The sequence below is a fragment of the Citrobacter sp. Cpo012 genome (genome assembly GCF_030333015.1).
GTDB lineage: Bacteria > Pseudomonadota > Gammaproteobacteria > Enterobacterales > Enterobacteriaceae > Citrobacter > Citrobacter portucalensis.
The window spans coordinates 368,361-382,681 of the sequence record NZ_JAOWGR010000041.1; the positions used below are offsets into that span (position 1 = coordinate 368,361).

Sequence of the window (14,321 nt, forward strand, 5' to 3'; positions counted from 1 at the left end):
CGCCCATCATAGCGGCAAATTCACCTCTGTCGACGACTGAACGTGTCATAATGTGACTTATCGAACTCGCAGGCAGACATCATGAAATCTGATATCAGAACGCTCGATCTCAATCTGTTAAAAACGCTGGATGCCCTGCTGGATGAACGCAGCGTAACCCGGGCGGCGCAGCGGCTGTCGCTCACCCAGCCTGCGGTAAGCGGTATGCTCAACCGCCTGCGCGACTATTTTGACGATCCGCTGTTTAGTCGCACACCGCATGGCATTGTTCCGACGCTGCGTGCCCAACAGTTGGCCGCCCCGGTCAAACAGATCCTCAGCGACATCGATATCCTGCTTAAACCGACACAGTTTGACCCGCTCACCGCAGCGCTCACCTTTACCGTCGCCGCTACGGATTACGCGCTCAAAGCGGTTATCGTGCCATTTATTGCCGCGCTTCGCGTGCGCGCACCGGGCATTCGTGTACGAGTGATCCCGGTTGAGCCAGTGCTGCTCACCACACAGTTTGAGCAGGGGAAAATCGACCTGGCATTGCTGACGCCGGATTCCACGCCCAACAACCTGCATAGCCGGGCGTTATATGATGAAGAGTACGTTTGTCTCATGCGTCATGCGCATCCTGATGCGGGGCAACCGCTGACGCTCGATCGCTTCTGCGCGCTGGAGCATGTGCTGGTTTCTTATGAGGGTGAAAGTTTCTGGGGCGTCACCGATGAGGCACTGGCAAGCGTCGGACGCCAACGGCAGATTGGTTTGTCGGTTAGCAGCTTCCTGGTTTTGCCGGACATCCTCGCCATCAGCGATATGATTGCCGTTGTTCCTGCCCGTCTGGCGTATGACGACACCCGTATGCACGTTTTACCGCCCCCGCTGCCCATAACCGGTTTTACAAAAAGCATGGCCTGGCATGAACGCACGCACCGCGATGCCGCTCATCAGTGGCTGCGCAATCTGGTACATGAAACCAGCCAGTTGAGAGCATAAAAAAGCCCGCCATTAAGGCGGGAAAAAGTTACCAATGCACACTTAACTTAAGCTACTTTCAATTGTTGAATCTTTTTCTCGCGGCGAATTTTACGTTCTTCAAACACAGCCACGATGGCCATCAAACAGATACAACCGATAGCGGCAGCATCCAGCGCGGCGAAAGTGCCTGCCCAGCCGGTCAGCCCGAAAATCGGCGTGCCGTCGGCAATCATCCCCAAACCGAGCTTGGCGAAGCTGTCACCAATCAGATAAGCGAAAGTGCCTTTAATCCCATCGGCTGCGCCGATCGCTTTTTTCGGCACAAATCCGACTGCCGCAACGCCAATTAACAGCTGTGGACCAAACACCAGGAAGCCCAGCGCAAACAGCGAAGTCAGATAAACGTACTGGTTGCTGGCGTGCTGATAAACGCCCAGGGTGGCGATAATCAACGCCAGCGCTACACAGGCCACCAGCGCACGACGACCGTTAGCCAGGTCGGAGAGCCAACCCCACATCAGCGTGCCAACCAGCGCGCCCACTTCAAACAGGGTAAAGCCCTGAATCGCCACTTCTTTGGAGAGCTTCAGCTCCTGGAAAGCGTAGACGGTGGACCACTGGTCGATACCGATACGCACTACGTACAGGAAAATGTTCGAGAAACATAACAGCCAGATCACTTTGTTTTTCAGCACGTACTCAACAAAGATCTGCCATTTGGTCATCTCGTTTTCTTCGGTTTCTTTGTCTTCTTCGCTGATCTCCTCACCGAACAGCTCTTCGGCTTTACCGAGGCCATAAGATTCCGGGGAGTCGCTGCCGTAGCGCAGGCCGATAAAGCCAACAATCAAAGCAATAATCGACGGGAAGATAAACATACCGATGACGTGACCGTCGAACAGATAGTTAGCGCCAAACAGCGCCACGCCCGCCGCACCCGCACCGCCGAGGTTGTGGGAGATATTCCACATGCCGAGGTAGGAACCCCGCTTGCGACGCGGCGTCCATTTAGTAATGGTGGAATAGCTACATGAGCCGCCAGTACTCTGGAAGAAACCGCTCAGCGCGTAGAAAGCGATCATCAAAAACAGGCTGGTTGAACCCGCGCCCATGCTGGCGCTGAAGCCGAGCATACAGATGGCGGAGAGGATCAGCATAAACGGCAGAAACTGCTTGGTGTTTTTGCCGTCCGCGTAGTAGGAAACCAGCGTTTTACCCACGCCGTAGGTGATGGAGAAGCCCAGGCCAATCATCCCCAGCTGCGTCATGCTCAGCCCGTAGGTGGAGATCATGTCGTTCTGCGCGATGTTGAAGTTTTTGCGGATCAGGTACATGGTCAGGTAGCCGATAAAGACCACCAGATAGGACTGCATGAATGGTTTGAACCACATTTTGCGCCGCACATCGAGCGGCAGATCCAGGGTCGGCTTGCGCACCTGGTTTAGAAAGGCCAGCATTTGACACTCCCGAGCTAATTTTTATACCTGCGAATAGCAGGCATTGTAAAAATCAGCCGGAAGACGCGCCTGAGACAGCGTCCAGGTGAAACCGGGAAAATTTCTTAGTTTTGCTCCACTCGGGGCAAAAAGGTGAGGTGCATCACGCTTCGTTGAGTTCGCGCGGAGCCTGGGCGTTTAAAAACGGCAGCAGCAGCAGCGCGGAAATTCCCGCCGCAATAGCGATCACCACAAAGAATCCGGTCCAGTGCCAGACCTCCATCACCTTCGCCAGCGGCCAGCCGGAGAGCGATGCCCCCAGATAAGCAAACAGCCCGACAAATCCGGTTGCCGCGCCCGCCGCCTCTTTGTGCGAACACTCCGCCGCCGCCATGCCGATCAGCATCTGCGGGCCGAAGACGAAGAATCCGGTGGTGAAGAAGCACGCGGCCTGCATCACATAGCTGGCGAACGGCATTAGCCACAGCGAGCCAACGGAGAGCAAAATTCCGGCGGCGAAAATCAGGTTCATTGGACCGCGGTTGCCGTTAAACAGCTTGTCCGAGCCCCAGCCCGCGACCAACGCGCCGATGAAGCCGCCCAGTTCGAACATGGTCACGGCGGTATTGGCAGTGACCAAATCAACGCCGAGCGTCTCCGACATGTACAGATTGCCCCAGTCGTTAATCGCGGCACGGACCACGTACACCAGCACATAACACAGTGACAGCAGCCAGATATAAGGATTCAGTAGCACATAACGGGTGAGGATCTCTTTGCGGCTTAGCCCAGCACCTTCCTGCTGTTGGGCAATTTCCAGTTCATCATGCCGCCAGTCGCCAATTGGCGGCAGACCAATCGCCTGCGGCCTGTCGCGCAGCCGCCAGCAGAGAAAAACCCCCACCACAATCGCCAGCAGCCCGGCGATCATCATCCCGGCGCGCCAGCCGTAGTGCAGCGCTGTCGCCGCCATCACGATAGGGATCAGCGCCCCGCCGACGTTGTGCGCGGTGTTCCACAGCGCCCACCAGCCGCCGCGTTCAGTACGCGAATACCACGCGGTCAATAAACGCGCGCAGACCGGCGATCCCCAGCCCTGGAAAAAGGCGTTCAGCGCCCACAGCACCGCAAAGGCCCATAGCGAGGTGGAGAATCCAAACAGAATGTTTACCACGCCGGTGGCAATCAGTCCGATGCCCATAAAATAGCGAGCGTTGGATCGGTCGCTGACGATACCGGAAACAAACTTCGACAGGCCGTAGGTGATGTAAAACAGCGTCGCCAGCAGCCCAATGTCGCTGCGAGTCAGCACGCCGCTGGTGAGGATATCCGGTACGGCGGCATTGAAGCTCTTGCGTGTGAAATAGAACAGCGCGTAGCCGAGCCAGATGGTGGTCAGGATATGCCGCCGCCAGTAGCGGTAGAGGGCATCCACTTCACGCTTATCAGTAATGAGCGGCGCACTGGCCGGAGCTTTTAAAAACGAAAACATGACCGCGCCTTACACATATCGCTGGGGTAACGACACGCTGACCCGCGTGCCATGCGTACAGGAAATCGAGAGCGATCCGCCGAGGGCGCTAATCCGTTCACGCATCCCAGTGAGGCCAAATCCCTGTTGATTCGACCCAGGCGGCAGGCCGCTGCCGTCGTCCTCAATCACCAGCATTAGCCGTTCATCCTGTTGCCAGCCCTGAAGCGTCACCGCGCTGGCGTTGGCGTGCTTAACGATGTTGTTCAGCCCTTCCTGACAGACGCGAAACAGCGTCACCCGCTGGCTTTCGCTAAGTGCAGATTCATCAATTCGCCAGTCGAGATGGCTGACGATACCGCGACTTTCCAGCTCCATTTCGCGCATCAGTGAGCGGATGGCCTGCTCCAGCGTAAGATCGTCCAGCTGGCGTGGTCGCAGACGGCCTAACAGGCGACGCACCGAATCGTACACGCCGAGAGAAAGTTGTTCGATGTGCGCCCCGCTGCGCTTCACCCCTGCGTTTTCCGGCGCCAGCCGCTGAACAATACCCGCCTGGGTGCGAATGGCGGTGATGGTCTGGCCTATATCATCGTGCAGTTCGCGCGCCACATCCCGGCGCACGCTCTCTTCGGTTTCCAGCAGGCGTTCCGCCAGACGATGGTTACGTGCTAATTCATTTTGCAGCGACTGGTTAAGTTCGCGCAGACGCTGAATACCCGCGCCGAGCAGCAGCCCGGTCAGGCTTTGCACCAGCAGCGAGAGCAACAGGTCGACGGGATGATCGTGCCAGGTCTGGCTGGCAATCAGCGCGATGGCGTTCATCAGCGTCGCAATCAGCGCCCCCTGCCAGCCGTAGTGCCAGGCCAGCGCAATGATCGGCAACGCGAGGCAAAACGGCGTGAAGCGCGAAAGCTCGGCGGGTAAACCGAGCTGTAGCCACAGGCTGACGCTAAACAGCAGCAGGTACCAGACCAGATGCCGCCCGCGCCAGTTCACCGGCTGCGACACCACCGCCGGGCCCAGCGGCAGCCAGGTCGTGCTGGTCAGATAGTGCCAGAACACCAGGCAGATCGGCGCCAGCGTTAATCCGCCGGTGAGCGTCAGCAGCAGCGCGTTCCACGCCTCTTCACCTTGCCCAAGCCAGGGCAGCGATTGCAGCAACGCCGCCGCCGTGAGCGCCGCGCCCTGCAACAACAGCGTGCGCCAGTCGCGCTGATGGCGGTATCGCGAAATCAACATCACCGGGAGTAACGTGAGGAAGCTGCCGATCATCAAAAGTGGTAAATGGGCCAGCGCCACTTCCTGCGCCAGCCAGAAAAGAAGCAGCCATTCCGCACCCAGCAGCACCGGCCAGTAGCCGCGCGGACATTGCAGCATCAACCCCAGACGCAGGCCAAACGGAAACAGCAGTACCGCCAGCTCCGGGCGCTCAACCAGATGCAGGCTGATGCTCCACAAGCAAAACCACGCGGCGGAGAAGATAAAAAAGCAGGCAACAACGGTGATTAACCGGGAACAGAGCGTGTTCATTGCCAGCCGTCAAACATCCGGCGGGCCAGTTCGACGTCGTTGCTGACCCCCAGCTTTTCCATCAAGTTAGCGCGATGCACGTGCACCGTTTTCGGCGACAGACCCAGTTCAGCGGCAATCTCTTTGACCGCCATACCTTGCGCCAGTTTTTCCGCTACCTGACGTTCACGTTTGGTGAGAGGATCCTGACGACCAGCCGCCAGTTTGACGGCGATGTCCGGCGTCAGGTAACAGCCGCCAGTCGCTACGGTATGCACCGCCGCGATCAGCTCATCCGGGCTACAACGTTTAGAAAGGAAACCACGCGCGCCCGCGTTGAGCGCCTGCTCCACCAGCGCCGGGCTGTCGTGGACAGAGAGCATGATAATCGCCATTCCTTTTGGCAACTGGCTTAACAGTTCAAGACCGGAGATATCAGGCATCGAGATGTCGCAGATACACACCTGCACGCCGCGTCCCGGTAATCCCGCCAGCGCCTCACTACCTGAGCCAAACTCAGCGACCACCTGCAAATCAGGTTCCAGCCCCAGCAGTTGGGCAAAGCCGGAGCGGACGATGAGGTGGTCGTCAATAAGGGCAACGGTAATCATGGGTTCATCCTGGCGCTAAGGCATGCCTGATGGCGCTACGCTTATCAGGCCTACGGGCGGGTGCCGTTGTAGGCCGGATAAGGCATTAATGCCGCCACCCAGCAAAAGCGCTTACCTTAACGATAAGTGCTTTGGTGTTCAAGCCTTGAGCGATCAGGCTATGCCAGTTGTGACTGTAAATGTCCGGGTGTGCTGCGGTTCTATTTCAATCAAGGTGCCATTGCGTTGTGCTGCCAGGAATCCTTCAGGTCGACAGGTTGCAGGCAAGGCGAATGCCGCAACCTGCTGATCGCCGTTATAGAGGATCCAACGCGTCACATAATTCAGCTCCGTGCTGGAGAAACGCGTAACGAACGTGGTGCCATCAGGCGCGATCATGCTAAATTCTGGCTTATCTGTGTACCTGTCCAGTTGGTCAGCAAAGAAGACAATTTCCGGATCGTAAAAATGCGGTTCATTGAGCCGCGCCAGAGAAGCCTCGCCCTGAACAATCCGCTGATTAAACGCCAGCCACTGCTCAGTCGGCTTAACATGCGCGGGTATCGACTCACGCAGCTTCATGGCCTCATCCGGAATATTCTGGCTGAAGGTAGCTTCCGGTACGTAGGCATAGTTCATATGGCACATGTACTGCAACGGCATTGCCACTGAGGCGAGGTTGGTAACCGCCATCTGAATATCAAACAGCGCGCTCGCTTTGTGCATTACCACCGCAGGATGCGCCTGATAATGATGACCGAACCCCATCACATACTCATAGCGTCCAGCCACGCGCAAATTCTCACCCTCCAGCTCCAGCCAGGCTTCATCCATCGCGGCACAAGCCATTTCACCGTGCAAAGGATGTGAATCCTCTGGTGATGGGCAGCCATTTGCCAACAGACCTGAGTGGAAGGCAAAACAGCCGTAGGTCGCCACCACTTCCGCCGCCGGTTTCGGCTGACTGAACATGTTGCGCATGGTCAGGTCATGGCCATCAATCTGAGCATCCCAGATCATCTGCCCCATCCAGGGCAGAATAACCAGATGTCCACGACTGTTTTCTACCTTCAGCCCTTCCACTCCGCTGGCGTAACGAAATGCGGTAACCGTAAAGTCGTTATTCTTCAGTAAGATTCGCGGATGCTCTGCAAAGAGTTCTCGCCACAGCGTTATACGTGTTGTCATGATCGCTCTCCTCAGGAAACGGTCGCTTCAGCCAGGTTGTTGCGCACTTTGCTTTCACGCCAGAAGTAGATCCCGACGTACACGAAACAGAGCATGGAAACCAAGAACGAGAGTTGCAATGAATGGAACATATCGGCCACATAGCCCTGAATCGCAGGAACCACCGCCGCACCGACAATCGCCATGACAATGACAGCACCTGCCATTTCGGTATGTTCGTTATCCACGGTATCAAGCGTACCAGCATAGATTGTCGCCCAGCAGGGTCCAAACAGGACACTCACCAGCACTGCGACATACACAGCGCTGAAGCTTGGCGCCAGTGCAACATAGACGAGGAACAGCGCACCAATAATGGAATAGAGAATCAGCACTTTTTCCGGATTGAAGCGCGTCATCAAAATGTTGGCGATAAACTTGCCGATAAAGAAGCAGGCGAAGCTATAGACCATGAAGGTTGAGGCGTCGCGCTCGTTGATATCACCTAATTCCAGTGCCAGACGGATGGTGAATGACCACACCGCGACCTGCATCCCCACATAAAGAAATTGCGCCACAATTCCACGACGGAAACGGGCATTGCTGGCCAGATAACGCAGTGTATCCATCGCTGACGGGCGTTTATGACTCGTGGTTTGCGCGACTTTACAGGTCGGGAAGCGAGTCAGGAGGAATAACACCATCACCACAACCAGTACCATAATCATGTACTTGTATGGCTCAAGGGTATTTTCCAGCATCAACACTTTAAAGTTATGGATCTGCTCAGCGTTCATCCCGGCCATCTGTTTTTCCAGGCTTTCGCCTTCAGAGAAGACCAGATATTTACCCAGCAGAATGCCAGCAGCCGCACCAATAGGATAAAAAGTCTGACTGATGTTCAGGCGTAAAGTGGCATACGCTTTTGGGCCGATCATTGAGCTGTAGGTGTTGGCTGCTGTTTCCAGAAAGCTCAGACCAATCGCAATCGCGAAAATCGCCGCAAGGAACATGGTGTAGGTGGCCATGTGCGATGCTGGGAAAAAGAGCGTACACCCAACGATATAAAGGGTCAGCCCCATTAAGATGGCGACTTTATAACTGGTCTTTTTAATCACCAGAGATGCCGGAATCGCAATTAAAAAATAACCGCCATAAAAGGCACTCTGAACTAATGCCGAGGCAAAGTTGCTGAGTGAAAATACGCTTTTGAATTGCGTAATCAGAATATCATTTAATGCGGCTGCGCATCCCCATAACGGGAATAAACAGGATAACAAAATAAACTGGAACAGAGGGGTCTTATTCAAATAGCCGTCAGGCATCTGAATGATGTTTTTATCGTTCATAGTGCTACCTTTTACAGTGCAGGAGTATTATTCGTTTAAGGTAAGAAACTCATTAAATTGTTCGATGCTTGGATAAGATGATTGAGTGCCTTTCCCGGTAACGCTGAAAGCAGCGAAGAGAGCGGCTTTTTTCATGGCGGCTTCCACATCACCGCTTTGAACGTAATAGTGAGCAAAACAACCGATGAAAGCGTCGCCTGCACCACTGGTATCGACAGCGTTCACTTTAAACGCTGGAACATGGACTTCCTGGTCACGCGTCATCCACAGCGCACCTTTCTCACCCATGGTGACGATAATATTGTTCAGACCTTTATCAACCAGAGAACGTGCTGCTGCGCGAATATGGTCATAAGTATCCACTGGCATACCGGTTAATATTTCCAACTCGGTTTCATTCGGCACAAAAAAATCACATTTACAGGCATAAGACATATCTAATTCCCGTAATGCAGGGGCGGGATTTAGTAACACTTCAATACCGTGTTTTTTGCCAAATTCAATCGCGTGATAAACAGTTTCCAGCTGCACTTCCAGTTGCAGGACAATAAGCTGACATTTTTTCAGATCTTCCGCCGCACGATCGATATCTTCCGGGGAGAGAAATTTGTTCGCTCCTTTAATAATCAGAATACTGTTGCTGGAGTTCGCATTAACAAAGATCGGTGCGACACCGCTGCTGGTGCAGGGTACCTTTTCGACATAGGTGGTATTAATTCCCCAGGATTCGAGATTGCGAATAGTGTTATCCGCAAAAATATCATCACCGACTTTTGTCAGCATCAGCACTTTGGAATTGAGCTTAGCGGCCGCAACGGCCTGATTTGCGCCTTTGCCCCCGCAGCCAATTTTGAACGCCGGTGCTTCCAGCGTTTCCCCTTCTTTGGGCATCTGGTTGATGTAGGTGATGAGATCCACCATGTTGGAGCCAATAACCGCGATATCCATTTTACTACCTCTCAGAAACAATCACACAACAATGATATTAAAATAACATTATCATGTTACTTTCGTATCATTTGTGACTAGGATCGCGATTGGAAGATCATTTTATTGTTTATTTATTGCACTAAATGTTACACCCACATCACAATACAAATGATGAAGTTGCTTACAATTGACTGAAAATTAACTGGTTATAATCAATAAAACGTGAAAAAACACGCTTTTATTTCCGGTTAGTCAGACGTATAGTAATGCGGCAATGTCATGTTCTCAGAAACACAAAAATGTTACTGAAGGAACATGGGAACATGATTCGTGGAGAAGCACATGGAAACTAAGCAAAAAGAACGTATTCGACGTCTGATGGAATTGTTGAAGAAGACCGACCGAATCCATCTGAAAGAGGCGGCACGAATGCTGGAAGTTTCCGTGATGACTATTCGTCGGGATCTCAGTCAGGATGACGAACCGTTACCACTCACGCTGCTCGGTGGTTACATTGTGATGGTGAACAAACCTGCTGCCATCGTTAACGCGCCACTCCCCGCGCAAAAACAGTATCACCGCGACGATTTACCGGTTGCCATTCTGGCTGCGGGACTGGTGAGTGAAAATGATCTGGTCTTTTTTGATAATGGTGCGGAAATGCCGTTGGTGGTCAGCATGATCCCGGACGATATTTCCTTTACCGGGATTTGCTACTCGCACCGGGTGTTCGTAGCGCTAAATGAAAAGCCCAACGCCACAGCGATTCTTTGCGGGGGGACCTACCGGGCGAAAAGTGACGCCTTTTACGACACCAGCAATCCCTCCCCGCTGGATGCACTCAACCCACGGAAAGTCTTTATCTCCGCCAGCGGAGTCCATGAGCATTTCGGCGTTAGCTGGTTCAATCCGGACGATCTGGCCACAAAACGCAAAGCGATGGAACGCGGATTACGCAAAATTCTGCTGACGCGCCACGCCCTGTTCGATGAGGTCGCCCCCGCCAGCATTGGTCCACTCTCCACCTTTGACGTACTGATAAGCGACCGTCCGTTACCGGCAGATTACGCAACCCACTGCCGGAACGGCTCTGTCAAAGTGATCACCCCGGATTCAGACGGCGACTAACTCACTCAAAGAACACGGTAATTTTGTTAAACATCGACGGATCGGACTGGTTGCGGGCCACTTTCACCACATCTTCCAGCTTGTCGATCTGGCTTATCATCTGCTCAAGACGTTGATCGTCGTTGACCAGTAGCCAGATGCGGCTCTTATCGCTGTCCTGAATCGGTAGACAGAGAATGCCTTCTACGTTGAACGCGCGGCGGGCGAACAGCCCGCAAACGTGAGTCATTACGCCCGGATGGTTGCGTACGGTGAGTTCCAGGATTACGTTGTCATGTGTCTGCTGTTGCATGGCTTATTCCCCCACCATTTCTGTGTTTGCCGCACCCGGCGGCACCATCGGGTACACTTTTTGTTCGGCATCGATGCGCACGTGGATCAGCGCAGGCCCAGGGCGATTAATAATCTCCTGCAACGCTGCCTGTGGGTCCGCTTCGTTATTCAGATCGCAGGTTTCGAGACCAAACCCGGCGGCTATCTGCATAAAGTTAATCATCCCCGGATAGGTCGCGGCAAAAACACCCTGCTTATAGAACAGACTCTGCTGCTGATATACAAGACCCAACGCTTCGTTATTCATCAGGATGATTTTAATATCCAGCTGATTTTCGCTGGCTGTCGCCATTTCCTGAATATTCATCATCAGGCTGCCGTCGCCGGAGAAGCACAGCACTTTCTTGTCTGGATTGGCCAGCGCTGCACCAATTGCCGCTGGCAGGCCAAAGCCCATAGTTCCCAGACCGCCGGAGGTCAGCCACTGACGCGGACGGTTCAGCGGATAAGCTTGTGCCGCCCACATCTGATGCTGGCCTACGTCGGTGGTGATAATGGCGCTATCGTCTACGCAGGCAGCCACGGCGTTGATCAATCCATAGTGGCTGAGCGGGTCGCTTTCCTGCGGAATAGTGCAAGGGAATTCACGTTGTAAATCGGCCACCGTCTGATGCCACGACTCTCGCGGCTGCGCGTCAATTAATGGGATCAATTGTGCCAGAACCTCATCGACATCCGCCTGAATCGCCACGTGCGGTTGTTTGATTTTACCCAGCTCCGCGCGGTCGATATCCACGTGAATGATTTTGGCGTTCGGGCAGAACTGCTCCGTTTTACCAATCGCCCGGTCATCAAAACGTGCGCCCAGAACAATCAATAAATCCGCTTCTTGCAGAATAAAGTTAGTGCTACGCGCGCCGTGCATGCCCAGCATGCCTAACGACAGCGGATGCGCTTTCGGCAACATACCGAGCGCCATTAAGGTCATAGTGGTGGGCAGCATCGCTTTTTCCGCCAGTTCACGTACGCGCTCAGGTGCGTTAATCACGCCGCCGCCGAGGTACAGCACCGGACGCTGTGCGGCGTTAATCATGGCTGCGGCATCGCGAATGCTGTCCTGGCTGAACGCTGGTGCCTCCATTTTCTGTGCAGGCTCCGGCATCTCTTCAATGTCAAAAACGGCGGTTTGAATATCCTTAGGAATGTCTATCCACACCGGGCCTGGACGTCCGGACTGCGCAATGCGGAACGCATCGCTCATGACCTGCGGTAATTCACTGATATGGCGGACCAGATAGTTGTGCTTAGTGATGGGGATAGAGATGCCGTAGGTGTCGACTTCCTGGAAGGCGTCGGTGCCGATCATTGAAGCCGGAACCTGCCCGGTGATACACACCAGCGGGATGGAATCCAGACGCGCATCGGCAATGGCGGTCACCAGATTGGTTGCGCCCGGTCCGCTGCAGGCCATACAAACGGCGGGTTTGCCATCGGTTCTCGCCATTCCCTGCGCGATAAACCCTGCTCCTTGCTCGTGGCGCGCCAGGATATGACGGATTTGCGTGCTTTGACTTAAGGCGTCATAGACGGGAAGAATCGATCCGCCGGGAATACCGGTAACAACCTGAATCCCCTGGCGTTCCAGGAAATGAACGATGAATTCTGCGCCCGTAAAACGCGTACGCTTGGATGTTATGCCCGAACTTGCCATGCTCCAGTCCTTTTATTCTGGGCCTTTGCTCCGGGCAGGTCTCTGAAACGAAAAACCCCGCCCGGTTTGCGCCGGCGGGGTTTTGGAATCGTGTGTTGATTCGGACCCTACGGCGCATTGCCGACGACCACCACCACACGCACGACGACCGCTGCGCGAGATGGCGCAGTTTTTAGTAGGGTCGCAGTCAGCATGGAAGGGTTCATTAGGGACCTGTCTGTTTGTTGATTAACTGGATTTATACAAACACAGGTTTTTCAGCGTGACAATGGAAAAATTTTCATCTGCATAAAAATGCGTCAACGATCACATTTCGTTGTGCATTGCTGAAAAACAAAAAACCCCGCCGGAGCGAGGTTTTTTTCAGTGCTGTGCGGTTGGTAGCCGCCGAACACACTGTGTTATGTCAACGAAAAAAGTATACGCGTTCTGCGAAGAACACGCAATTTCGGCACGAATTTTGATGGTTTTGAGTATGGAACATGAATAGCGTAACGTCCATAAAATACTGTTAATTTATACAGTATTTATCTATAATGTCTCGGTACGCAATGTGTTATGCGGGGGCCGCATCGTAAACCGGCGCATCAAAGTCCTGGCTGAAACGGGTGGTGCCGTCAGCGCCTTAACCCCCGTGTGAGCACACTGTGTTATGTCAACAAAGGTGCTGGCAACAGGCAGCGGCGAGGTACGTCAGCACCGTGCTCCTTGTACCAAAAGGAGAGCGTATGAGCCTCGTGGATATCGCTATTCTTATCCTCAAACTCATTGTTGCAGCACTGCAACTACTTGATGCCGTTCTGAAATACGTTAAGTAATTCGGATTCAAGTCGCACCTAAGGGGGGCGGGTAACACTCCGCTCCCCTTTCACCTTCTCCCTGGTGCTTGTGTCGCGCCAATATGTTACGTTTTTATGACATTCTCAGGGAAGAATTCCACCATGACGCTTTCTGTTTTCTGCATTTTGCTGTTCGCCGCGCTGCTGCATGCCAGCTGGAATGCCATTGTTAAAGCTGGAAACGATAAACTGTACTCAGCGATCGGTGTCAGCGGTTCTGCCGCAATTATGGCATTGATTTTCTTACCCTTTGCGCCGCAACCTTCCGCCGCCAGCCTGCCATTTTTAGCTGTCTCAACTGCGTTGCAAATTGTATATACCGTCCTGGTCGCCAAAACCTATCAGGTTTCGGATATGAGCCAGACCTATCCGTTAATGCGCGGCACAGCGCCGCTGCTGGTCGCAATTATCAGCGTCCTGTTTCTTGGCGATAGCCTCTCTGTTCTAGCCTGGGTGGGGATTGCCACGATCTGTCTGGCGATCCTCGGCATGGCGTTTAACGGACGCAGCAGCTCGCAACGCGGGATCGTGCTGGCGCTCATTAACGCCTGCTTTATCGCCGGATATACGCTGGTTGATGGCACCGGCGTACGTTTATCAGAAACCGCGCTGGGTTATACGCTGTGGACCTTCTTTCTGAACGGCTCCTGCCTGCTGGGCTGGGCGATGATTGCCCGACGCCGGGAAGCGTCGCGCTATCTGGTACAGCAGTGGAAGAAAGGTATTCTTGGCGGGATTGGCACAATGGGTTCTTACGGTCTGGCGCTGTGGGCCATGACTCAGGCTCCGTTGGCGGTAGTCGCTGCGCTGCGTGAAACTTCCATCCTGTTTGGCGCGCTGCTCGCGTGGCTGCTACTGAAAGAGAAGGTTGCCGGAATACGTCTTGTTGCGGCTGGAGGCATTGCCATAGGCGCAGTTTTGCTACGCTTATCATGACCTCTGTAAA

Annotated in this window: 14 protein-coding genes; 4 read left to right on the forward strand and 10 right to left on the reverse strand. The window is 53.9% G+C overall.

Annotated elements, in window-relative coordinates; translation table 11 throughout:
• Positions 1–81 precede the first annotated feature (81 nt).
• The gene (locus tag OGX90_RS17905) at positions 82–987 is read left to right on the forward strand and encodes a LysR family transcriptional regulator (protein ID WP_286624418.1); all 906 of its coding nucleotides are present in this window, start codon (positions 82–84) and stop codon (positions 985–987) included.
• Positions 988–1,034: 47 nt separating this feature from the next.
• Here OGX90_RS17905 and uhpT read toward each other — a convergent pair whose 3' ends face one another.
• The 7 genes from uhpT to rbsK form a co-directional block, all read right to left on the reverse strand.
• On the reverse strand, positions 1,035–2,426 hold the full coding sequence (gene uhpT / locus OGX90_RS17910) for a hexose-6-phosphate:phosphate antiporter UhpT (RefSeq protein WP_008786520.1): 1,392 nt from the start codon (positions 2,424–2,426) through the stop codon (positions 1,035–1,037).
• Positions 2,427–2,568: 142 nt separating this feature from the next.
• On the reverse strand, positions 2,569–3,897 hold the full coding sequence (locus tag OGX90_RS17915) for an MFS transporter (protein ID WP_267454386.1): 1,329 nt from the start codon (positions 3,895–3,897) through the stop codon (positions 2,569–2,571).
• A gap of 9 nt (positions 3,898–3,906) precedes the next feature.
• Positions 3,907–5,409 carry a signal transduction histidine-protein kinase/phosphatase UhpB gene (uhpB, locus tag OGX90_RS17920; protein WP_057066455.1) on the reverse strand — a complete coding sequence of 501 codons (1,503 nt, stop codon included), beginning with the start codon at positions 5,407–5,409 and terminating at the stop codon, positions 3,907–3,909.
• Entirely contained in the window at positions 5,406–5,999 is a 594-nt protein-coding gene (gene uhpA, locus OGX90_RS17925; protein WP_003023923.1) for a response regulator transcription factor UhpA, read from the reverse strand. Before uhpA ends, uhpB begins: the two co-directional genes overlap by 4 nt.
• Before the next feature lie 153 nt (positions 6,000–6,152).
• The gene (locus tag OGX90_RS17930) at positions 6,153–7,166 is read right to left on the reverse strand and encodes an aldose 1-epimerase family protein (protein ID WP_286624420.1); all 1,014 of its coding nucleotides are present in this window, start codon (positions 7,164–7,166) and stop codon (positions 6,153–6,155) included.
• Between the two features lie 11 nt (positions 7,167–7,177).
• Entirely contained in the window at positions 7,178–8,494 is a 1,317-nt protein-coding gene (gene fucP / locus OGX90_RS17935; RefSeq protein ID WP_003827126.1) for an L-fucose:H+ symporter permease, read from the reverse strand.
• Between the two features lie 27 nt (positions 8,495–8,521).
• A complete protein-coding gene (rbsK, locus tag OGX90_RS17940) occupies positions 8,522–9,442 on the reverse strand; it encodes a ribokinase (RefSeq protein ID WP_003827124.1) in 921 nt (306 codons plus the stop codon).
• Positions 9,443–9,766: 324 nt separating this feature from the next.
• Between rbsK and OGX90_RS17945 the strand changes: the two genes are divergently transcribed.
• Entirely contained in the window at positions 9,767–10,552 is a 786-nt protein-coding gene (locus OGX90_RS17945) for a DeoR family transcriptional regulator (RefSeq protein ID WP_003827122.1), read from the forward strand.
• Position 10,553: 1 nt separating this feature from the next.
• On the opposite strand, the gene ilvN is transcribed toward OGX90_RS17945, so the two are convergent.
• The 3 genes from ilvN to ivbL all read right to left on the reverse strand — a co-directional run bounded on the left by ilvN (position 10,554) and on the right by ivbL (position 12,742).
• A complete protein-coding gene (gene ilvN, locus OGX90_RS17950; RefSeq protein ID WP_003023914.1) occupies positions 10,554–10,844 on the reverse strand; it encodes an acetolactate synthase small subunit in 291 nt (96 codons plus the stop codon).
• A 3-nt stretch (positions 10,845–10,847) separates the two neighbouring features.
• Positions 10,848–12,536: an acetolactate synthase large subunit gene (ilvB, locus tag OGX90_RS17955; protein ID WP_032945438.1), complete on the reverse strand. Its 1,689-nt coding sequence runs from the start codon at positions 12,534–12,536 to the stop codon at positions 10,848–10,850.
• 107 nt (positions 12,537–12,643) lie between these two features.
• Positions 12,644–12,742: an ilvB operon leader peptide IvbL gene (ivbL, locus tag OGX90_RS17960; RefSeq protein WP_003827118.1), complete on the reverse strand. Its 99-nt coding sequence runs from the start codon at positions 12,740–12,742 to the stop codon at positions 12,644–12,646.
• Positions 12,743–13,264: 522 nt separating this feature from the next.
• On the opposite strand from ivbL, the gene tisB reads away from it, so the two are divergent.
• Together tisB and OGX90_RS17970 are read left to right on the forward strand one after the other, a co-directional pair.
• Entirely contained in the window at positions 13,265–13,354 is a 90-nt protein-coding gene (gene tisB, locus OGX90_RS17965) for a type I toxin-antitoxin system toxin TisB (protein WP_003023909.1), read from the forward strand.
• A 123-nt stretch (positions 13,355–13,477) separates the two neighbouring features.
• Positions 13,478–14,311: an EamA family transporter gene (locus tag OGX90_RS17970; protein ID WP_079934375.1), complete on the forward strand. Its 834-nt coding sequence runs from the start codon at positions 13,478–13,480 to the stop codon at positions 14,309–14,311.
• Positions 14,312–14,321: the final 10 nt, after the last annotated feature.